At 67.1% G+C, this 20,244-nt stretch carries 24 protein-coding genes; 4 read left to right on the forward strand and 20 right to left on the reverse strand.

The annotated features are described in order from the left end of the window. Positions 1-47 precede the first annotated feature (47 nt). The 3 genes from R2APBS1_RS10780 to R2APBS1_RS10790 all read right to left on the reverse strand — a co-directional run bounded on the left by R2APBS1_RS10780 (position 48) and on the right by R2APBS1_RS10790 (position 2,659). Complete coding sequence (locus R2APBS1_RS10780) at positions 48-995, reverse strand: alpha/beta hydrolase (protein WP_015447979.1); 948 nt, start codon at positions 993-995, stop codon at positions 48-50. Between the two features lie 166 nt (positions 996-1,161). Beyond that, positions 1,162-2,163, reverse strand: coding sequence for a GlxA family transcriptional regulator (locus tag R2APBS1_RS10785; protein ID WP_015447980.1), 1,002 nt, complete (start codon positions 2,161-2,163; stop codon positions 1,162-1,164). Then, positions 2,111-2,659 carry a cysteine hydrolase family protein gene (locus tag R2APBS1_RS10790; RefSeq protein WP_015447981.1) on the reverse strand — a complete coding sequence of 183 codons (549 nt, stop codon included), beginning with the start codon at positions 2,657-2,659 and terminating at the stop codon, positions 2,111-2,113. Before R2APBS1_RS10790 ends, R2APBS1_RS10785 begins: the two co-directional genes overlap by 53 nt. A gap of 314 nt (positions 2,660-2,973) precedes the next feature. Between R2APBS1_RS10790 and R2APBS1_RS10795 the strand changes: the two genes are divergently transcribed. Further along, complete coding sequence (locus R2APBS1_RS10795) at positions 2,974-3,465, forward strand: GNAT family N-acetyltransferase (protein WP_015447982.1); 492 nt, start codon at positions 2,974-2,976, stop codon at positions 3,463-3,465. Positions 3,466-4,175: 710 nt separating this feature from the next. On the opposite strand, the gene R2APBS1_RS10800 is transcribed toward R2APBS1_RS10795, so the two are convergent. The 3 genes from R2APBS1_RS10800 to R2APBS1_RS10810 form a co-directional block, all read right to left on the reverse strand. Continuing rightward, positions 4,176-4,430, reverse strand: a complete 255-nt coding sequence (locus tag R2APBS1_RS10800; RefSeq protein WP_015447983.1) for an addiction module antidote protein — start codon at positions 4,428-4,430, stop codon at positions 4,176-4,178. Then, positions 4,427-4,681 carry a type II toxin-antitoxin system RelE/ParE family toxin gene (locus R2APBS1_RS10805; protein WP_051061178.1) on the reverse strand — a complete coding sequence of 85 codons (255 nt, stop codon included), beginning with the start codon at positions 4,679-4,681 and terminating at the stop codon, positions 4,427-4,429. The genes R2APBS1_RS10800 and R2APBS1_RS10805 overlap by 4 nt, the downstream gene beginning before the upstream one ends. A gap of 301 nt (positions 4,682-4,982) precedes the next feature. Continuing rightward, positions 4,983-5,216, reverse strand: a complete 234-nt coding sequence (locus R2APBS1_RS10810) for a hypothetical protein (RefSeq protein ID WP_007511327.1) — start codon at positions 5,214-5,216, stop codon at positions 4,983-4,985. A 126-nt stretch (positions 5,217-5,342) separates the two neighbouring features. Here R2APBS1_RS10810 and R2APBS1_RS10815 point away from each other — a divergent pair, with 126 nt between their 5' ends. Both R2APBS1_RS10815 and R2APBS1_RS10820 read left to right on the forward strand, forming a co-directional pair. Next, positions 5,343-5,690 (forward strand): RidA family protein, encoded by a 348-nt coding sequence (locus tag R2APBS1_RS10815; RefSeq protein ID WP_015447984.1) that lies wholly within the window; start codon positions 5,343-5,345, stop codon positions 5,688-5,690. Positions 5,691-5,999: 309 nt separating this feature from the next. Then, entirely contained in the window at positions 6,000-6,326 is a 327-nt protein-coding gene (locus tag R2APBS1_RS10820; protein ID WP_015447985.1) for a DoxX family protein, read from the forward strand. Between the two features lie 69 nt (positions 6,327-6,395). Here the strand turns inward: R2APBS1_RS10820 and R2APBS1_RS10825 are convergent, their stop codons facing one another. The 13 genes from R2APBS1_RS10825 to R2APBS1_RS10885 all read right to left on the reverse strand — a co-directional run bounded on the left by R2APBS1_RS10825 (position 6,396) and on the right by R2APBS1_RS10885 (position 18,718). Next, a complete protein-coding gene (locus R2APBS1_RS10825) occupies positions 6,396-6,746 on the reverse strand; it encodes a MazG-like family protein (protein WP_015447986.1) in 351 nt (116 codons plus the stop codon). Beyond that, complete coding sequence (locus R2APBS1_RS19685; protein WP_015447987.1) at positions 6,743-7,660, reverse strand: HNH endonuclease; 918 nt, start codon at positions 7,658-7,660, stop codon at positions 6,743-6,745. The genes R2APBS1_RS10825 and R2APBS1_RS19685 overlap by 4 nt, the downstream gene beginning before the upstream one ends. A 102-nt stretch (positions 7,661-7,762) precedes the next feature. Next, positions 7,763-8,965, reverse strand: coding sequence for an enoyl-ACP reductase FabV (fabV, locus tag R2APBS1_RS10835; protein ID WP_015447988.1), 1,203 nt, complete (start codon positions 8,963-8,965; stop codon positions 7,763-7,765). A 279-nt stretch (positions 8,966-9,244) separates the two neighbouring features. Continuing rightward, entirely contained in the window at positions 9,245-9,988 is a 744-nt protein-coding gene (locus R2APBS1_RS10840) for a copper homeostasis protein CutC (protein WP_015447989.1), read from the reverse strand. Positions 9,989-10,000: 12 nt separating this feature from the next. Next, positions 10,001-11,050 (reverse strand): glycosylasparaginase, encoded by a 1,050-nt coding sequence (locus tag R2APBS1_RS10845; protein WP_015447990.1) that lies wholly within the window; start codon positions 11,048-11,050, stop codon positions 10,001-10,003. An 83-nt stretch (positions 11,051-11,133) separates the two neighbouring features. Then, complete coding sequence (locus tag R2APBS1_RS10850) at positions 11,134-11,337, reverse strand: cold-shock protein (RefSeq protein ID WP_007511306.1); 204 nt, start codon at positions 11,335-11,337, stop codon at positions 11,134-11,136. A 160-nt stretch (positions 11,338-11,497) separates the two neighbouring features. Continuing rightward, positions 11,498-12,259, reverse strand: coding sequence for an S-methyl-5'-thioinosine phosphorylase (locus R2APBS1_RS10855; RefSeq protein ID WP_015447991.1), 762 nt, complete (start codon positions 12,257-12,259; stop codon positions 11,498-11,500). 165 nt (positions 12,260-12,424) lie between these two features. After that, positions 12,425-12,988: a hypoxanthine-guanine phosphoribosyltransferase gene (locus tag R2APBS1_RS10860; RefSeq protein ID WP_015447992.1), complete on the reverse strand. Its 564-nt coding sequence runs from the start codon at positions 12,986-12,988 to the stop codon at positions 12,425-12,427. Further along, entirely contained in the window at positions 12,985-14,001 is a 1,017-nt protein-coding gene (nagZ, locus tag R2APBS1_RS10865) for a beta-N-acetylhexosaminidase (RefSeq protein ID WP_015447993.1), read from the reverse strand. Before nagZ ends, R2APBS1_RS10860 begins: the two co-directional genes overlap by 4 nt. Then, entirely contained in the window at positions 13,995-14,516 is a 522-nt protein-coding gene (locus R2APBS1_RS10870) for a CYTH domain-containing protein (protein ID WP_015447994.1), read from the reverse strand. The genes nagZ and R2APBS1_RS10870 overlap by 7 nt, the downstream gene beginning before the upstream one ends. A 113-nt stretch (positions 14,517-14,629) precedes the next feature. Further along, a complete protein-coding gene (gene rlmD / locus R2APBS1_RS10875; RefSeq protein ID WP_015447995.1) occupies positions 14,630-15,967 on the reverse strand; it encodes a 23S rRNA (uracil(1939)-C(5))-methyltransferase RlmD in 1,338 nt (445 codons plus the stop codon). 71 nt (positions 15,968-16,038) lie between these two features. Then, positions 16,039-16,644, reverse strand: a complete 606-nt coding sequence (locus tag R2APBS1_RS10880; RefSeq protein ID WP_015447996.1) for a YdbL family probable chaperone protein — start codon at positions 16,642-16,644, stop codon at positions 16,039-16,041. A gap of 52 nt (positions 16,645-16,696) precedes the next feature. Then, a complete protein-coding gene (locus R2APBS1_RS10885; RefSeq protein WP_015447997.1) occupies positions 16,697-18,718 on the reverse strand; it encodes a translocation/assembly module TamB domain-containing protein in 2,022 nt (673 codons plus the stop codon). 45 nt (positions 18,719-18,763) lie between these two features. On the opposite strand from R2APBS1_RS10885, the gene R2APBS1_RS10890 reads away from it, so the two are divergent. Continuing rightward, the gene (locus R2APBS1_RS10890) at positions 18,764-19,501 is read left to right on the forward strand and encodes a response regulator (protein ID WP_338112039.1); all 738 of its coding nucleotides are present in this window, start codon (positions 18,764-18,766) and stop codon (positions 19,499-19,501) included. On the opposite strand, the gene recO is transcribed toward R2APBS1_RS10890, so the two are convergent. Continuing rightward, positions 19,498-20,223, reverse strand: coding sequence for a DNA repair protein RecO (recO, locus tag R2APBS1_RS10895; protein ID WP_015447998.1), 726 nt, complete (start codon positions 20,221-20,223; stop codon positions 19,498-19,500). The genes R2APBS1_RS10890 and recO overlap by 4 nt on opposite strands. Between the last annotated feature and the right edge of the window lie 21 nt (positions 20,224-20,244).

Below are 20,244 nucleotides of genomic sequence, written 5' to 3' on the forward strand. Positions count from 1 at the left end.
GCCGTGGAAAGCAAACCCTCCCGCCCCGCAGTTCCCCCAACCCCGGTCTATCGGCCTGCCGCAGGAAGCATCCCGATGGTGCGCAGCCAGGTCTCGGCCAGGGCCGGCCAGTGCGTGATCGGGTTCGACGTCGGTCGCAGCCCGAACGCATGCCCGCCATGGGCGTACAGGTGCATCTCGGCCGGCACTTTGGCGTTCTTCAACGCGATGTAATAAGCCAGCGACTGGTTGACGCCATCCACGTAGTCGTCTTCCGCCTGCACCAGGAACGTCGGCGGCGTGTCGCGGGAGACCGGGACATTGGCATTGAACGTGTCGTCATCGGTCGCCAGATGCCCCGGATAGATTGGCATGGCGAAATCCGGGCGGGCGCTTTCCCTGTCGGCAGCGTCCACCGGCGCATACAGGGGGCGCGCAAAGTTCGTGCTGATCTCCGCCACCAGAAAGCCTCCCGCCGAAAACCCGAGTACGCCCACCTTGTGCGGGTCGATGTGCCATTCCGCGGCGTGATGGCGCACCAGCCGCATCGTTCGCTGGGCGTCCTGCAACGAAGGCACCGATAGCTGGTAATTGTGCGGACGGCAATCGCATTGCCAGACATAAGGGATACTCGGAACGCGATACTTCAGCAGTACGCAGGTGATGCCCCTGGACGTCAGCCAGTCGCAGACCTCGGTGCCTTCGAGATCCATGGCCAGCCCCTGGAAGCCACCACCGGGAAACACCACCACCGCGGTTCCCGTGTTCTTCCCGATCGGGGCGTACACCGTCATCGTCGGCTGCGACACGTTGTAGACGCCGGTGATCGTCTTGCCGCCGATCAACTTCTTGCCGGTCGCGGTGTACTCCGGCCCCGGCACGGGCTGGGCATCGGGCGGCGTGCCGGGCCACAGGGGTATCTGCGCATGCCCGGCGGCGGGCTGCCATACCACCGTCTTCGCCTGCGCGCCAGCGCATGCAGCCAGCAGGCACAGGGCAATGATCCAAAGCTTCATGACGCTCCTCCGTTCCGGCGCTCGCCAACGCTGTGCGATCAACGCAGCAAACAGGCCCTGCATGCTGCGCGCCGCATCGGGCCTGCAGCAGCCGCTTCTATGGATTTCTTCGGGCAAGTCGGCGGCTGTCCACGATTCCCGCGCCGGGAACGCGGTGAAGTTGCTTTCAGTGCCGACGGCGCGCCGATGCGGGGCTGTCGCCGGCGTGCGCCGACCACAATCGACGCAGCTGGCGCGCCGAACCCAGCCCGGCGCGTTCGGCGGCGCGTTCCACGCTGTCGCCGCTGGCCAGTGCCTGGCGGGCGAGTGCCAGTCGCAGGCTGGCGTGGTAGCGGTTGATCGACATGCCGCTGGCCTCGCGAAAATGGCGGGTGAGGCTGCGCACGCTCATGTGCCCGATGTCGGCCAAGCGCGCCAGCGGCCAGTCCTGGTCGGGCGCCTTGGCCAGCGCATCCTGCACGCGATGGATGGCCATGCTCATGTGGTTGCGCCCTTCCAGCCATGGCGACAGCGCCGGATCGCCGGACGCGCGCCGCACATAGACGGCCATCTCGCGCGCGACGGCGGCGGCCAGCCACGGCGAGCCGAGCCGGGCGATCAGGTGCAAGGCCAGGTCGATGCCCGCCGTGATGCCGGCGCTGGTGCACACCTCGCCATCCTCGACGAACACGCGGCTGTCCATGACTTCGGCGCTGGGCACCAGTCGGCGCAGCGCATCGAGCAGGCTGTGGTGGGTGGTGCAGCGCCGGCCATCCAGCAAGCCGGCAGCGCCGGCCAGCAAGGCGCCGGAACAGACGCAGGCCAGCGACCGGCCGTTGCCGCCATGCTGCCGCAGCCAATCGACCAGGGCCTGGCTGGCGGGCGACGACAACACCGCCTCGCCGCTGCCGGTCGCGCCGCAAACCACGATCAGCGTGTGCTCGCCGAGCCGGGCCGGCAGCAGTTCGATGCCGGTCAGGTCCACGCCGAGCGCGGTCGAGGCGGTCTCGCCGCGCTGTATGGGCGCCACCATCCGCAGGCGCACCGGCAGCCCCATCGACGCGGCGATCCTGAAGGCATCGGCCGCGCCGGCGAGATCCAGCAGGATCAGCGCCGGCGGCAGCACGAAGCACACCTCAGTGATCGGCGAGGACGTCATCGACGGTGCGAATGCGGGCAAAACGGCCATCCAGAACCAGCTCGGTACGCTGCTTGATGTCCTGCGCATCGTAGCGAGTTCCGCTGCCGGCGTGGATCATCGGAAAGGTCAGCGTCGCCTCGGTCACGTAGTCGACGGCGAAGCCGAGATCCGACGCCACGCGCGCCGTGGTCTCGCAACACTGTTCCGAGCGGATGCCGCTGACGATGACCCGCTCGATGCCGCGCGCCTTCAACCAGGCCTGCAGGCCGGTGTCGGTGAAGGCGTTGTGGACATGCTTGTGGAACACCACGTCATGCGCGCCGGGCACCCAATCCATCGGCCGCACCAGACCGGACGCCACGCTGAAATGCCCGTCGTCTTCGATGTGCAGGATCCGCACGATCGGCCAGCCGCGCGCTGCCGCCGCATCGAGCAGCTTCACCAGGTTTTCGCGGAAAGCGGGGACATCGTCCTCGCGCCAGTACGGCGCGTGCAGGAACGACTGCTGGACATCGATGACCAGCACGGCAGGCAGCTTGGACATGGGGCGACTCCATCGATAAAAGAGTCGCCACTGTAGGCAGCGCGCGAACGGTCAGCGAGCACCATGGCGGACCGCGAGCGGACGGATCGGGCCAGTCCGCCAGCAGGACAAGGGCGCGCCTGCGCAGGCGCGCGCAACCGGTGCCCCGCGGACCGATCGTCACACCGGCTTCCCGTCCGACGATCGATGGCGGCAGGTTTCGGCACCTTCCTGCGTGCGCGAAGGCACGGACCTTTCGTTTCGCGCCTTGCCTGCCGAGCCCTTCGCCCCGGCAGCAGTTACGATACTTTCCACCCTGTAAAGCCGGGAGCACCATGCGCGACGCCCTTGCCATCCGCGAGTTCAGCGACGAACTCGCCGTGCACTTCCGCGACATTAACGCGGAATGGATCAACGCCATGTTCCGCCTCGAAGCAACCGACCGGGACGTGCTGGAGAACCCGCGAGCGCGGATCATCGACGCGGGTGGCGTCATTCTCTTCGTCGAGGCCAGCGGGCTTGGGATCGTCGGTGCATGCGCCCTGCAGAAGACGGGGGCCACCAGCTACGAGCTCACCAAGATGGGTGTGCGCGAGTCGGCACGCGGCATGAAGGCCGGGGAGTTCCTGCTCGCCGCGATCATCGAGCGGGCAAACTCGCTGGGCGCCGATCCGCTGTACCTGCTCACCAACACCCGATGCGCCGCTGCCATTCATCTGTACGAGAAGCTTGGCTTCCGGCACGACGCCGAAATCATGGCCCGCTATGGCGCACGCTATGAAAGGTGCGACGTGGCCATGCGCTACCACGCGGAAGCCTTGCGGTAAGCCACCTCGTGGCGTTCAGCACGGGCCCGCATGCCGCTCGGGGTCGAGAGCGCTGTTGTCGCGGATAAAAGCTGCATGGCTTGAAACCCGCACAGCGCGCCACCCGACCCGCCTGCGCTCATAAAACGCTTCAACCCTGCCGCGCGGGCAGGAGGCGGCGTCGCGCAGCAGGCCCGCCGAGACCAGCGACCCCGGTACGCAGACCGGAAGATCTTCGCGACGGTCATAAAAACAAGATGCCCGGGACAATCCAAGCGCTACCGCAGCCGCTACTACATTGTCACTGACACCTTTTCCCACCTCAGCCAAAGAAAAGCCCCGCGACGCGGGACTCTTCATGCAGCGTGTTGCCGTGCGGCCGACGATCAGGCCGCCGCGGGCTCGGCTGGGGTGACCGGCGTCGAAGGCGCACGCGGGCCGCGGGCGAAGCGGGTGGCGAGCATCCAGCGCAGCTCCTCCACGCCCTGCCCCCCTTGCCGGTGACTTTGAGCACCGCGTAACCCTCCAGCGCATTGGTCATCAGGTCGCTGCCCACCGCCATCTGCGTGTCGTCACCGCGCTGGCTCAGCTTGGACAGCCGCGCCAGGCACGGACGCAGCGCATCCAGCGTGGCCAGGTCGCGACGATAGGCCGGACAAGCCGGTCTCCATGCGTACGTCATTCCCGATCAGGCACCAGTGCCAGTCGATAACCGAGCGCCTTCGCCACCTTCATGGTGTGTTGGCAAGGCTGGGTTTGCCTTCACCCGACAGTGCCTTGTACAGCCCGGCGCGGGCCATGCCAGCAGCCTCGGCCAGCTGGCTCATGTTGCGTGCGCGCGCCACCGTGCCGAGGGCTTTCAGCATGAATACGGGGTCGTTGGGCGCTTCCTCCGCGCAGGCTTCGAGATAGGCAGCTATGTCCGCCTCGGTCTCGAGGTAGTCGGCACTGTCGTAACGGGAAAAGGTCTCTCGCACGCCTTTCATGATCCACGCTCCCACTCGGCTGCAACGCGCTGGGCTGTCTTGATATCGATACGCTGGGTGTGCTTGTCGCCACCGGCCAGCACCACCACGAGCACCGAGCCACGCTGCATGAAGTACACCCGATAACCGGGGCCGTAGTCGATCCGCAACTCGCTGACTCCGCCGCCTGCCGGCTTGACGTCACCAAAGTTTCCGTCGGCGATACGATCAAGCCGAGCCGCGATCCGTGCCCTGGCGCGGGCATCGCGCAGGCTGACGAATCAAGTATCGAACGTCGCGGATTTGACCAAGTCAAACACAGATAAAATGCAAACTGTGGTTGTCACTCAATCAAGCCATCGTAGGCGGCCGCGTACTCAACTCATGAAGTGCGGGAAGAGAGAATCTCGGTACGGCTGCTGCCCCGCGATGATCGAACCCAAGACTCGACGCTCCGTCAACGAGCGAGCAGCCCACCAGGACGTGCGGTCAGGTGGACCCGCATCAAGTGAATCTGACGCCCATCCTTAACTTCCTCCGTCCCGATTTTCGCGCACACATCGCGCGCGACGGCTACGCCCACGGCACCGATTCAGCGAGCAGCTCGCGCAACCGCGACTCGCTCATGCCGGCCAGATCCTGCTCCGCCAGCCGCATGTTCTGCGCGCTCATGGCCGTCTTGCGAACCGCGCCATCGCCGGAACAGGAGAACACCAGCAGCGTCCCCCCAAACGAGCCATCCAGCACGGCCGCTTGCCAATGTCCGCCTGCCGCATCATCAAAATTGCGCATGAAACCGGAACCCATCTGAAATGAAATTGGCGTCGGGCGGCAGTTCCCCGCCGACACCCCCGAAAGCCTACTACTTCGCTGCTGCCTTGGCGCTTCGGTCGGGTAACAATGGCGGCGACATCCCCCCACAGGAAGCCACTCATGATCCAGCGTTTCGACACCGGTCCGCGAATGTCCGAAATGACCACCCACAACGACGTGGCCTACCTCGCCGGGCAAGTCCCCGAGGACACCGGCGTCGACATCGTCGGTCAGACCGAGCAGGTGCTCCATGCCATCGACGACCTTCTGCAACAGGCCGGCACCGACAAGACCCGCATCCTGCGCGCGGAAATCTTCCTGGCCGACATGGCCGACTTCAACGGCATGAACGAAGCCTGGGAAAAATGGGTACCGCAAGGCGCCACGCCGGCACGTGCCACGGTGCAAGCAAAACTGGCCAAGCCCGACTGGAAAATCGAGATCGTGATCACCGCGGCGATCGCGTGATCGCCGGATACCACAGCCGAAAGCGGCGGAGCCGAGGCCTGGGAACGCCGCCACACCCCGGTTTACACGGTTCGGATGTCGGAAGTCGCCCCGGCATTTTTCTGGGCGCCAAGGCTTGTGACCCCGGTTTTGCCGATTACTGGCACTGCTCCGGCAGATGAGCATTCCCGCATGAAAACGTGGGGAAACCTCAGACTCTGACCCGGGTTTCTGCCGTTTGCGATTTGCGGGCACGACTCAAGGTATCAGGAACAATTCAGGTGCTACGCGCGGCCGCTTCCAAATTGTCCCTGACACCTTTTCGGCTTCTTGGCCCTTGCCGCTTTCTTCGTCGTGGGTTCGCTCAGCAACATCTTCGCCCCGGGATCCATCTACGAGGAATACCTGAAATGGGGATACCCGCGCTGGTTTCATTTCGTGACCGGATCGCTGGAACTCGCTGCGGCCATGCTGCTTTTCCGGGCGCCGAGTCGCCTGCTGGGCTCGGCACTCGGCTGCACTGTGATGTTTGCCGCCCTCGCGACCGTCATCATCCACGGCGAATACGGGCACGCTGTGCCACCACTCGTCGTGGCGACATTGTCACTTGTGGTCGGCTGGATAAGCTGGCGCAAGCGGCCAACCGTCTCAGCGTGACTGACAGCACGGTAACGGGCTCTGAAGACCCGGTTGGTTTCTCTAGTTCTTTCAGAGCCATGATCGGATTCATTCGTTGTATTTGCGGAATGATCCCTTGAAGCGATCTACCGGGTACTTAGCACCGTTCGCTTCCAACTTTCTTCGAACGACATCGTCGACGTTGATAGCTAAGTCGTGCACCAGATAGGTCAAAAGAATACAGAGGTCGGCAACCTCCTCCTCGATCTTGCCGCGAGCCTCGACCGATCGCTTGGCCAGGTCAGCGTCTGGCGTCCATTGAGTGATCTCCGCGAGTTCTGCTGCTTCCACGGCTAACGCAGTCGAGAGCGTGCGCAAGGTATGGAACTGCTCCCAGTCACGTGCAGACCTGAAATCCAGCACGGATTGCCGTAGTGCAGAATCTTTCAAGATACTCATGGCATGAACCTGTTTTCATTGTGCCAGCGCAGGGCGTCACGATCCGGTCGGTCAACGGGCCGCTCTGGCAACAGGGCAAGCTCCTGCCCGTCGAGGCGGTAATAGGCCTTGCCATTGAAGTATTGATCGCGAATCTTGGAACTGATGCGGATGCGATAGTCCGGTTGGACCGTCACTAGGCCAAGATCAAACAGCTTATGGAAATCAGAACGTAACAACAGGCCGTTGGAGATGACATGCCGTCCTTGATCGGCATAGGGCCGGATATGTGCAGCCTCCAACACGGGCAACGTTGATTCACCCGTCAATGCGCAGCGGCGTGCATATGCATCAAGGACGAGCGTACGGAAGGCTCCTTGACCGAGCCGTCCGCGTTGAAGGTATTCGGCACCATAACGAGGTGCATCGTCCTCCACTCCCTTCGCCAAGACAGCCAAAGGCAAGACTGCCTGAATTTCTTGCCAAAGAGCTGCACCCTGCTCGTTCGACGAGTCGTATTTCTTGCCTCGTACGATCCCAGCCGCGCTGAAATGCTCTTCTACAGGAATCCACAGCTGGCGCGGGAGATAAAAAACGTCAGAAACGACGGTACATCCAATTGGCTGCTCGACCCCTACCGCAGTATGGGCATTTTCGCCGATCAATTCCGCGAACTGGCGAAGCGACGAGGCCCCATTTCGTTCACCGAAGAAATCCCAAGCAACTGAAAGTGGCAACTGTGTGAAGTGCGAGAAAAACCCACCTCCAACGATGTGGTTCTGCGGGCGCTTCAACTTGAAAAGGAACGGAGTGCCCGCTGGCAAATTAGTAAACGGCGCACGCGCTGATGGCTGCCAGAAGTTAACTTCATCAAACGCCCGATCGCTGACGAACTCATACCATTGGTTATCTGTGACGCCCAACCAGAATTTCATGCCGCCCCCGAACGAACGACTCCCTTACCGAGAGCTGTTGGAAGTATGGCCGTATTGACGCAGTCAGTTCATGTCAAGTGGAGGAGCTGGGTGGCGTGCTTTTCAAAGCTCTACGCAATCAAACCGCCGATCCGCCTCCACCTCCGCCTCATAGTCCACATCCGCCCGATCAAACCCGAACAGCTGCAAAAACTCGTGCTTGTACCCCGCGTAGTCGGTGATCTGCTTGAGGTTTTCGGTGGTGACGGTGGGCCAGAGGGTTTTGCACGGGATCTGCACGTCGTCGCGCAGTTCCCAGTCGTCCAGCCGCAGGCGGCCTTCATCGTCGGTGGGTGCAGCTTTTCCATCAGCGCGATAGAGGCGGTCGTGGAACAGGCGGTTGGCCTGTTCGATCGGGTTTTCGTGGATGCCCTTCTCCTTCATGATCTTGAAGGCGATGGACACGTACAGCGGGATCACCGGGATGGCGGCGCTGGCCTGGGTGACCACGGACTTCATCACGCCGACGTAGGCGTCGAGGCCGGGGTGGCGGCTGCGCAATTGTTTCGCGGTGTTGTCCAGGTGCTGCTTGGCCTGGCCCAGGGTGCCGTGCCAGTACATCGGCCAGGTGATCTCGGTGCCGATGTAGCTGTAGGCGACGGTCTTGGCGTGCTCGGCGAGCACGCCGGCGGCGCTCAGCGCGTCGATCCACAGCGCCCAGTCCTCGCCGCCCATCACGGTGACGGTGTCCTTGATTTCCTGCTCGGTGGCCGGCTCGACGGTGGCCTCGATCACGGTGTCCTTGTTGGTGTCGACCGAGGTGTTGTGGAACGGCGCGCCGATGGTCTTGAGCGCCGAGCGCACCACTTCGCCGGTGTCCGGCAGCTTGCGCACCGGCGAGGCCAGCGAGTAGACCACCAGGTCGATCGGGCCGCCCATCTCGTTCTTGATGATCTCGATCGCCTTGGCGCGGGTCTCGTGGGCGAACGCGTCGGCGTTGATCGACTTGCTGTACAGGCCGGCGGCTTTGGCCGCCTTGTCGAACGCGGCGGAGTTGTACCAGCCGGCGGTGCCGGTCTTGTCGTGGCTGCTGGGCTTCTCGAAGAACACGCCGAGCGTGGCCGCGCCGTAGCCGAACGCGGCGGTGATGCGCGAGGCCAGGCCGTAGCCGGTGGAGGCGCCGATCACCAGCACGCGCTTCGGGCCCTTGGCCTTGTCGTGGCCCGCGGCCTGGGTGACCTTGATCTGGTCGAGCACGTTGCGCTCGCAACCGACCGGGTGGGCGGTGATGCAGATGAAACCGCGGACTTTGGGCTTGATGATCACTCGGGGCTCCTGCTGGTATTCGGATGCTGATGGGCAGTTCGTCATATTAACCAAGCGGGGCGGCCATGCGCTGCCGTAGGGTCCTGTTCCCTGCTTTTGATCGTCATCCCGGCGCAGGCCGGGATCGCACTGGCTGTCGCAGACGGCTCGTTGGATAACCGCCCCGTTGCCGAAGTGCGATTACCAGCTTCGCTGTTGAAAAGCTCCTCCGGCCTGCGCCGGAATGACGGCGCGGGGGAGCGAGGTGCTTCGAAGGATCGTCTCTCGACTGAAATCCACTCAGAACCTTGTCGCGCGTTGCGCCGCGGTTGCCAGCGCCGTAGCCATGGCGCGCACCTGCTCGGCATCGCTGCGCAGCTCGCCGCTTTCCATGTCGGACAGCAGCGCCCGGCGGTGCCGCATGGCGGATGGCAGATGGTGCTTGGCGGAGGCGTGGAATTCGCGCGCGCCGGTGGCGGCGGCGAGCGCCGCGATGTTCTGCGCGGTGATGCCGGCGCCGGGCATCACCGCAAGACGCCCGGCGGCCTGCGTCACCAGCTCGCGGATCAGCGTGGCGCCGTCCACCGCGCTGGCCTGCGCGCCCGAGGTCAGCACGCGCTCGCAGCCGAGCGCGATCAGGTCATCCAGTGACGACGACGGGTCACGCGCGAGGTCGAAGGCGCGGTGGAAGGTGACGCCCATGGTGCCGGCGGCGGCGATCAGCGTGCGGCAGCGCGGCATGTCGACCTCGCCATTCGCATCGAGCACGCCGAGCACCACGCCGTCGCAGCCCAGCGCGCCGCAGGCTTCGATGTCGCGCCGCATCGTTTCGCATTCCAGCTCGCTGTAGAGGAAGTCGCCGGCGCGCGGGCGGATCAGCACGACCAGCGGGATGCGCAGGCGTTCGCGGACCAGCGCGATCTGCGCGTGCGACGGCGTGAGGCCGCCCAGTTCCAGCGCCGTGCAGAGTTCGACCCGCCCCGCTCCGCCCTCTTGCGCGGCCAGCGCGGAGGCGACCGAATTGGCGGCGATCTCAAGCATCATGGGCAAGCGGGATCATGAATAGCTCGTCGCGTAGACGCTTGGCGAGGGGATCAGGGTGTCCTGCTTCTTCGCATCGCATACCGCGTAGGAGAAGCCGTGCTGGATGGCGTAGGCGCCGACCTCGCCGTCGCGGTTCATGGCGAGGAAGCCGACCTGCAGGGTCTTGGAGGCTTCCGGGCGCTTCTTGACGATGCGCATCACCGCCTCCTTGCAGGCCTCGTGCGGCGAGCGGCCCTGGCGCATCAGTTCGACCACCAGGAAGCTGCCGGCGTTGCGGATCACTTCCTCGCCGACGCCGGTGGAGGTGGCGCCGCCGACCTCGCCGTCGACGTACAGGCCGGCGCCGATGATCGGGCTGTCGCCGACGCGGCCGTGCAGCTTCCACGCCATGCCGCTGGTGGTGCAGGCGCCGGCCAGGCGGCCGTGCGCGTCGATGGCCAGCATGCCGATGGTGTCGTGGTTGTTCGCCCCGCCGGGCATGCCGGGGGCGCCGCCCTTGCCGTAGTCGTGCACTTCGCTGTTGATCGAGGGCTGGTACTTCGCCGTCTTCAGCCATTCGTGCCAGGCCTGCTCGGCTTCGGGCGTGAGCAGGTCCTGCTTCCTGAAGCCCTGCTCCAGCGCGAACTGCAGCGCGCCCTCGCCGACCAGCAGCACATGCGGCGTGCGTTCCATCACCCGCCGCGCCACCGAGATCGGATGCTCGATGTGCTCCAGGGCGGCCACCGCGCCGCAGCTGCCGTCGGCGTCCATGATGCTGGCGTCGAGGGTGACGTGGCCGTCGCGATCCGGGTAGCCGCCCTTGCCGACGCTATGGTTCTTCAGGTCCGACTCGGGTACCTGCACGCCGGTCTCGACCGCATCCAGCGCATGGCCGCCCTGGCCCAGGATCGCCCAGGCCGCGCGGTTCGCGGCGACGCCGAAGTCCCAGGTCGAGACGACCCGTGCCGCCGACGCCTTCGTCCCCCGCGCCGCCGGCCCGGCGACCCCGCTGCCTGCCCACGCCAGCAGCGGCGCCGAAGCGCCGAGCAGGGATGCCTTGAGGAAACGCCGGCGATCAGTCATGGCCTACTCCGCAGTCCGGAAACAAAAAAACCCCGCACAGGATGCGGGGTTTCGCTTTTGCTTTACAACGTTTGTCTGGCTGATCAGGCGGGTTCGACTGCCGACGCCTGGGCGCCCTTCGGGCCCTGGGTCACTTCGAACTGCACGCGCTGACCTTCCTGCAGGCTGCGGAAGCCCTTGGAGTTGATCGCCGAAAAATGGACGAACACGTCCGCACTGCCGTCCTCGGGTGCGATGAAGCCGAAACCCTTGGCATCGTTGAACCATTTGACCGTACCGAAACTCATTTGAGCGAACCTCTGGATCCATGGAATGGGTGCGCCAGGAACTGCGCTGAACCACAGTTCTCCCCTTGGGTTCGCCGCCCCGGCCGGCGCAAAGTAGCAATATGTGAAGGCCGAACGCAATACGAAAATGTCCCGCCAGTGCACAAATTCGCCGCGGCGCTCAATTTCCCGGCAGGGCGGCGAGGATGCGCGGCACCTCGGCGGTGGCCGCCGCCAGGTGGGCGAAGATTTCCTCGATGCTGATCTCCGCCTGGTCGCCGCAGCCGGCGGCGAAATTCGCCACCAGCGCCAGGCAGGCGTATTCCAGCGCCAGCTCGCGCGCCAGCACGGCTTCGGGCATGCCGGTCATGCCGACCAGGTCGCAGCCGTCGCGCTTCATGCGGGCGATCTCGGCGCGGGTTTCCAGCCGCGGCCCCTGGGTGGCGCCGTAGCAGCCGCCATCGACCACCTCGACGCCCGCCGCGCGCGCCGCCGCCAGCAGTTGCCGGCGCAGCGCTTCGGTGTACGGCTCGCTGAAGTCGATGTGCCTCACCTCGGCGCCCTCGACGTCGCAGTAGCTGGTGATGCGGCCGTGGGTGTAGTCGATCAGCTGGTCGGGCACCACGATCACCCGCGGCCCCATGTCGCCGCGGATGCCGCCCACCGCGTTGACCCCGACCACCCGGCGCGCGCCCAGGCTGTGCAGCGCCCACAGATTGGCGCGGTAGTTCACCCGGTGCGGCGGCAGCGTGTGGCTCTCGCCGTGGCGGGCCAGGAAGGCCACCCGCTTGCGGGCGAAATCGCCGAGCACCACGTCGCCCGAAGCGGGCCCGTAGGGCGTGTCGACCGCCTGTCGCGTGGCGTTTTCCAGGCCCGGGAAGTTGTACAGGCCGCTGCCGCCGATGACGGCGAGGTCGAGGGGGGCCTGGTCAGGGTGAGGCATCGTGATGATCCATGTCCGGGTGAAGCCAACGGGGGGAACCTGCTTTGCCCCCTCCCCTGCACAGCAGGGGAGGGTTGGGGTGGGGTCGCTCTTGATCTTCAAGTCAAAGGCAAGAGCTTTACCCCCTCCCGGCCTCCCCCTGCAAGCAGGGGGAGGAGCAAAACCCTATTCCGCGCTCTCGGCTTTCAAGGCATAGATCCCCGGCAAATTGCGGCCCTGCTCGTAGTAGTCCATGCCGTAGCCGAACACGTAGCGATCGGGCAGTTCGACACCGTTGAAATCCGACGCGATGCCTTCGACCAGGCGGTCGTGCCGCTTGGTGCACAGGCTGGCGATCAGCACGCGCTTCGCGCCGCGCCGGTAGCAGTCGTCGCGCACCGCCTTCAGCGTGTGGCCTTCGTCGAGGATGTCGTCGACCAGCAGCACCGTGCGGCCGGCCAGCTGCACCGCCGGCTCGCGCAGCCAGTGCAGCTCGCTGCCGCTGGTGGCGCCGCGGTAGCGGGTGGCGTGCACGTAGTCGAACTCGAGGTCAGTGCGGATCGCCAGCGCCAGATGCCCGGCGAAGATCAGCGCGCCGTTCATCACGGTGAGGAACACCGCGCGCTCGCCGTCCAGCGCGGCGTCGATCTGCCGGCCCAGGTCGGCGATCACGCTTTCCAGCGTGGCGCGGTCGTGCAGCAGTTCGGCCTGCGCCAAGGCGTCGGCCAGGGAAGGGATTGGGGTGTTCATGCAGTTCCTTGGTCAACGTGCAGTGCCGTGATGCGCGCGACGAAGCGGTCGCGCTGCGGGTTGTCCAGAAGGCCGGCCCAGCTGGAACCCAACGACCCGCGCAGGGCGGCCAGTGGCGGCGGCACCGGCGAGGCGTCGGCCGGCAACGCGGCAATCGCCTCGTCCACCACCTCGGGGAAGCAGGCCAGCACCAGGTCGCAGCCGGCATCCAGGTGCGCGCGCACGCGCTCGCCCACGCTGCCGGCGGCACCGGCGGCGGCCATGCTGATGTCGTCGCTGACCACCGCGCCGGCGAAACCCAGCTCGCCGCGCAGGATCTGTTCGATCCACACCTTCGAGTAGCCGGCCGGCCTGCTGTCCACCGCCGGATAGGTGACGTGCGCCATCATCACCGCCTCGACCCGCGCCTCGATGCACTCGGCGAACGGCAGCAGGTCGTCGCGGCGGATCTGCTCCAGGCTGCGCCGGTCGATCGCCGGCGCCTTGTGCGTGTCGGTGGCGACCGAGCCGTGCCCCGGAAAATGCTTGAGCACCGCCGCCATGCCGCCCAGGTGCATGCCGCGCACGTAGGCCTGGCCCAGCTCGGCGGTCACCGCCGGATCGGCGTGAAACGCGCGCAAGCCGATCGCGGCATTGCCGCGGGCCAGGTCCACCACCGGCGCGAAACTGAAATCGACGCCGCTGGCGCGCAGCTCGCTGGCCATCACCCAGGCGTGCTCCTCGGCCAGGCGGACCGCCTCGGCGGGGTCGCGGTCGTAGACCGCGCCGATCGCAGCCAGCGGTGGCAGGCGGGTGAAGCCGTCACGGAAGCGCTGCACTGGGCCGCCTTCCTGGTCCACCGCGATCAGCAGGTCGTCGCCGCCGGCCTCGCGGATCGCCTCGCACAGCGCGATCAGCTGTTTGCGCGAGGCGTAGTTGCGCGCGAACAGCAGCACCCCCGCCACACCCGGCGAAGCGAGCCAGCGTTTCTCGCGTTCGGCCAGTTCCAGCGCGGCCACGCCGATCATCAGCATGCGGCATCCTCCGCGGCGCGCTCCGCCGGCGACCACAGCCGGTACGGATGCGCGATCAGGTTGACGTTGTAGTAGCGCGCCAGCGCGCTCACCTCGCGGCCCAGCCATGGCGGGCGCGGGAACGGCGCGTCGACCGCCGACAGCTCGACCTCGGCCACCACCAGGCCCGCGTTGTCACCCGCGAACTCGTCGACCTCGAACAGTGTGCCGTCGACCCGCACGTGATGGCGCGTCTTCTCCAGCACGCCGTTGCACAGCGTGACCAGCATGGTCTGCGCCTCGTCGGGCGGGATCGGATACTCGAACTCGGCCCGCGCGATGGCGAGCGTGGCGGCCTTGATGTTGAGCCACGCGCGCGCGCCCGCCACGCGCACACGCACCGACGCATGCGCCAGCCCGGCGCGCAGCGCCTGCGCATCCACCAGGTAGCCCTGCGCCATCGGCTCGCTGCGCTCGACCTGCGCGTGCCAACTGTCGTCGCGCAACAGGAATTTCCTCTCGATCTCTACAGGCACGGACAGACGCTCTCAGCCAATGACAAAAGCCGGATGAAGCGAGGCTTCATCGAAGAGTGCGGCCATGGATGGCCGCTTCTTGATCTTCGCATTCACGGACGAATGCACAAGCATCACCGCACAAATACCGCTATGGATTCGACGTGCGAGGTATGCGGGAACATGTCCATGACGCCAGCCGAGGCCAGCCTGAAGCCGTGCCGCTCGACCAGGATGCCGGCGTCGCGCGCCAGCGAGGCGGGATGGCAGGAGACGTAGACGATGCGCCGCGTCTGCTTGTGCGGCAGGTATTCCAGCACCTTGTCCGCGCCGGCGCGCGGCGGGTCGAGCAGCAGCTTGTCCCATGGCTGCTTCGCCCAGTCGGCGGCGCGCTGGTCCTCGAACAGGTTCGCCACGTGGAAGCGCGCGTTGGCGATGCCGTTGCGTGCGGCGTTCTGCGCCGCCCGCTCGACCAGGCCGTGCTCGCCCTCCACGCCCACGACTTCAGCCACGCGGCGGGCGATCGGCAGGGTGAAGTTGCCGAGCCCGCAAAACAGGTCCAGCACGCGGTCGCCCGGCTGCGGATCGAGCAGCTCCATGGTGCGCGCCATCATCAGCTGGTTCATGCCGGCGTTGACCTGCACGAAGTCGAGCGGCTGGAACTCCAGCTCGACGTCGGCAAAACGCGGGTCACCGCTGGCGATGCGGAAGGCCAGCCGCGGGTTCTGCGGCCACAGCGGATGCACGCTGCTGGTGCCGCCCGGCTGCAGGTAGATCGCGAAACCGTGCTGCTGGCCGAACGCGGTCAGCGCCGCCTGGTCGCGTTCGGAAAGCGGCTGCATGTGGCGGAACACCAGCGCCATCAGCTCGTCGCCGGCGGCGAATTCGATCTGCGGGATGTCGTTGACCGCGTCCATCGTGCCGAGCAGGTCGGCAAGCAGGCCGACCTTGGGGCCGAGCGCCGGATGCATCACTTCGCACTGGCGGATCTCGGCGACGAAGCGCGGGTTCTGCTCCTCGCGGAAACCCACCAGCACGCGGCCCTTCTTCGCCACGTTGCGCACCGACAACCGCCCCTTGCGCCGGTAGCCCCAGGGTTCGGCGGTGAGCGGCGGCAGCCATGCCTGCGGCGCGACCTTGCCGATGCGCTCGAAGTTTTCCGCCAGCACGCGCTGCTTGGTCTCGATCTGCGCGGCGGCGTCCAGGTGCTGCAGCGAGCAACCGCTGCACTCGGCGAAGTGCGGGCAGCGCGGCTCCACCCGCTGCGGCGAGCGGGTGATCAGCTCGACGACTTCGGCTTCGTCGAAGTGGCGATGGCGCTGGCGCAGGCGGGCCAGCACGTGTTCGCCCAGCAGCGCGCCGCTGACGAACACTGTCTTGCCGTCGATGCGGGCCACGCCGCGGCCGTCATGGCCGAGGGCGGTGATGTGAGCTTCGAAAGGCGTCGACGGAACGGAGTTGGATCGGGACATGAGCTACGGACAATGGGGCCATGCGGGCTGGCCCCCGATTATCCCAGATCGGCCCGGGTGACGCCCGCGGCCTACTTCTTCTGCCAGGCGCCGGAGGCGTCCTGGTAGTACCAGCCTGCGTGCGCCTTCTCGATCCAGCTCTTGGCGAAGGTGGCGCGGATCTGCGCCTCCCACTCCGGATGGTTGTTGGCGTTGGCGATTTCGCGGTACAGCGCGGTACGGTCGCGGTTCTCGTCGGCCACGGTGGCATTTGCCTGCGCGCGCTGGCTCAGCGGCACCTTGGCGGCGTCGCGCATGGCGACCATGCCGTCACGGGTGAAACCCACCGCACCGCTGTCGAGCAGTTCGCCCAGCGCGCCCTGGAAGCGGCCCTGCATGCGGCCACGGATCGCCTCGGTGGCGGCGGTCTGGATGCGGATGTCCGGCGTGTCGGCGGCATGCGCGGCCGGCACCAGCAGGTCGAGCAGCATCGCCGACGGCTGCGCGCCGCCATCCTTCGCCGCCGGCTTGGGCGTCTTCGGCGCCGGCGCGGCGGGCGTCGTCTGGTTCAGCACGTTGCCGATGAACTGGTCGGCAGCCTTCTGCGCGGCGGCCTCGGGAAAGTACACGTTGATGGTGACGCAACCGACCAGCGCCACGGCCAGCGAGGTCAGAATGACGTAGACGAGCTTGCGCATGACGAACTCCTGTCGTTGAAAGGGGTGGAAGAGCCGCCATCCGCAGCTGGGTTCAGCGGATCTGCGGCGCTCCTCCGTGGATCGCATCCTGCAGGCGCCGCACCAGGGTCGGCCAGTCGACCTGGGTCTGGTGACCGACCACCTGCAACCGCGGCAAGCCGCTGCCTTCGACGATAGTGTAGCCGTCGTCGGTAGCCTCCAGACCGCTCATCCGGCACAACGTGCCCTGCAGCGTGCAGTTGAGGCCGATGCGCTTGTAGCCGAAGGTCTTGAACAGCTTCAGCACGGCGCCCTGCAGGCCGGCCGCCATGCCGCCGCCACCGACCGCAGTGAGGTTGTTCACCGCGCGCTGGCTGATCCGGCCGCCCTCGCCTGCCAGCAGGCTGGCCTTGAACGCGACCGGGCTCCAGTTGACCAGGCGCAGATCCTCGATCGAACCGTCCAGCGGGCCGGTGATGCCGCCGAAGTCGAACACGCTGGTGATCGCGGCCAGGTCCAGCTGCTTCAGGGTGATGTTACCCGTCAGTACCGGGGTGGCGCCGAACGGCTGTTGCAGCGAGAGATCGGTGATGTCGACGAAGCCGCCGAACAGGCTGGCCGACAGGCCGCCGTCCAGTTCGAAACGGTCGTCGACCCAGCGCAGCGACGGAATCGCCCCGCCGAGCGTGCCGGGAAACGCCGGCCAGCCCATCGCCTGGCTGAAGGCGGCCATGTCGACGCCGGTCAGCGCCAGCGAGGCCGCCAGCCGCTGTCCCTTGGCCGCTGCCGGGCGCCAGTCCAGCTGGCCAATGCGCAACTGGCCCTGCAGCACCGGCACCTGCAGCGGCTGCTGCAGGCTGAGCATGCCGGCGCGGCTCCGCCACTGCGACTGCGCGGCGCCGTTCGCGATCCGGTGGAACTGCAGCTTGTGCCAGCTCAGCGTGGTAGCCGGCCGTTCGCCGTCGATCGCCCAATCCAGCCCGCCATGCAGGCCATCGACCGCCAGCCGGCCATCGGCGTCGGCCAGGTCCAGCCCGTCGGTGTCGAACGCGAAGCCGTGCGGGCCATCGGCACGCAGGTCCAGCCTGCCGCTCAGCTGGCCGGTGATGCGCATGTCGCGCAGGCCCAGCGTGCTCAGCCACGCCTCGCCATAGCGCTGGTAGGCCGCCGGGAAGTTCGCGTGCAGACGGTCCAGCCGCAGGCTCTTCAGCGAACCGCTCGCGTCGAAGGCCATGGCGCCGTCGAGCTGCAGCGCGTCGGCATCGTTCAGGCGCAGGTGGCTCAGTTCGAAGGCGCCGTTCTGCGCATTCGCATGCAGGGCCAGCTGGACCGGATGACCCGGCAGCTTCGCATAGATCGGCCCCAGCAGCAGCTCGCCGCCACGCAGGCTGGCATCCAGCTCGATCCGCGCCGGGCCGGCGGTGGTGTCGAGGCTGAAGCGCCCGCTGCCGTCCAGTCCCTGCCCGGCCAGGGTGCCGCTGGGGGTGTCGAAGCCCAGCTTGACCAGGGTGAACTGCCCGGACGACTGCAGGCCGGGATCGCGCAGGTCCAGCGCCAGTTCGGCATCCAGCCGGCCGCCAGTGGGACGCCCCGACCAGACCGTGCCGAGCAGGCCCTGCAGCCAGCCGACGGGGAGATTGTCCAGGCTGATCTGCGCGTGGGTGGGCTGGTCCAGCGGCAACGCGGTGCTGGCATGGGCCTTGCCCTGCACGATATCGACGAGCAGGGTGTTGGCCGCTTCGCTGAGCACGATGTTCACGTGGGCGTCGCTGAGCGCACCGCCCGGCGCACCGGCCAGGTGCACGTTGCCGTCGAGGCTCCAGCGCAGGCGGGCGTCCCGTTGCAGGTTGCCATCGAGGCTCAGGCCCAGCCGCCGCCAGCCCATCGCCGGCACGTCGGCCTGCTCCGCGCTCAGTTGCAGCCGCAGTCCGCCGGCGGCATCTTCGCCGAGGCGCAGGGTGACCGCCTGCAGGCGGGCGCCGGGCACGCTGATCGACTTCGCCGTCAACAGCACCTCCGCCCGCGCAGGCAGCGTCCAGCCGAACCCCAGCAGCAGGCAGCAGCACAGCAGGAAGTGGCTTGAAGTCGGGCGCATGTCAGGCCATTCTGCCAAATCAAGATGAACGATATGGATTTCGTCATGAACAGCCCCCTTGCCAACACCGATTCCGACCCGATCGGCACCACCCGTGCCCACGTGCTGGTGGCCGACGACGATCCCGGCAGTTGCCGTTTCCTGTGCGACGGGCTGGACTCGATGGGCGCCCGGACCGAAGCCTGCATGGACGGCATGGCGGCCCTGCAACGGGCACGCGCCGAACCGTTCGACCTGCTGCTGCTGGATTGCCGCATGCCCGGCGCCGGCGCGCTGCAGATCCTGACCGCGCTGCGCGCGGACCAGCGGGCGTGCTCGGCGGAAAGCATCGCGGTGGCCACCACGGCCGAGCTGGAACCCGGCGGCCGCCAGTCGCTGCTCGACGCGGGCTTCAGCCAGATCCTGCTGAAGCCCTGTGGCCTGGCCGAGCTGCAGCAGGTGCTGGCACTGGTGCAGCCGGGTCGTCACCCCGCCGGCATGCTGGACGACCGGGCCGCGCTGACCGCCACCGGCGATGCCACCACCATGCGCGCGCTGCGCCTGCTGCTGCGCGAGGAGCTGGCCCTGCTGCACCAGGAGCTGGATGCGCTGAGCCGCGACCGTGCCGGTTTCAGCGAGCGCCTGCACCGGCTGCGTTCGTCCTGCGGTTTCTGCGGCGCGACCGCGCTGTCGGCGCAGACCGTGCTGCTGCAGCAGCAACTGCTGCAGCGCGGCGCCACGCCGATCGCGCTGGCACGCTTCCGCCAGGCCCTGCTGGCGACGCTGCAGGCGCTGGACAGCTAATCAGGCGTTGCCCTGCGCCCCGAGACCGCCGTCGCCAGCACCCGCCAGGCGCGCAGCTCGCCGCCGCCCAGGTGGAAGCGGATCACCTCACGCATCATGTCGCGCAAGGCCTTGAGGCCACGGGCGTCGGGCACCCGGTCCTGGCCGAGTGCCAGCAGGTCGCTGCCGCGCAGCGCATGCGGGCTGTCGGCGGCGCAGCGCACCGCCCCCTGCTCGACCAGGTAGCGGTAGCTGGCCGCCGCCGCCAGCGGTTCGCCGGAGTCCGAGTCGTGCTGCAGTTGCAGGCCGTAGCCAATCGCCTCCAGCAGGTCGCGCTCGAAGCGGCGCAGGCTCCAGGCCAGCGATTCACCGGCAGCCAGCCGCGCCAGGGTGCCGGCATAGGCGTCGAACAGCCGCGGGTACGGGTCCTGCCGGCCAGTCAGGCGCACCACCAGCTCGTTGAGATACAGCCCGGCCAGGCCGGCGTCGCCCGGCAGGCGCAACGGTGTGCCTACCGTTTCGACTCCGGTCAGCGTGGCCATCTCGCCGCGCAGCAGCAGGTCCATTGCCAGCGGCTGGAACGGCTCCAGCTGGGTCCGGCGCAGGCGCGAGCGTTCGCCGCGCACGCCGCGCGCCACCACGCCGAGCCGGCCATGCTCACGGGTCAGGCATTCGAGCAGCAGCGACGTCTCGCGATAGGGGCGCGCATGCAGGACGTAACTGGGTTGCTGTTCGAGGCGCATGGCTGGTGGGCAGGGAATAGG

This window comes from Rhodanobacter denitrificans (assembly GCF_000230695.2).
In the GTDB taxonomy this organism is placed as follows: Bacteria; Pseudomonadota; Gammaproteobacteria; order Xanthomonadales; family Rhodanobacteraceae; genus Rhodanobacter; species Rhodanobacter denitrificans.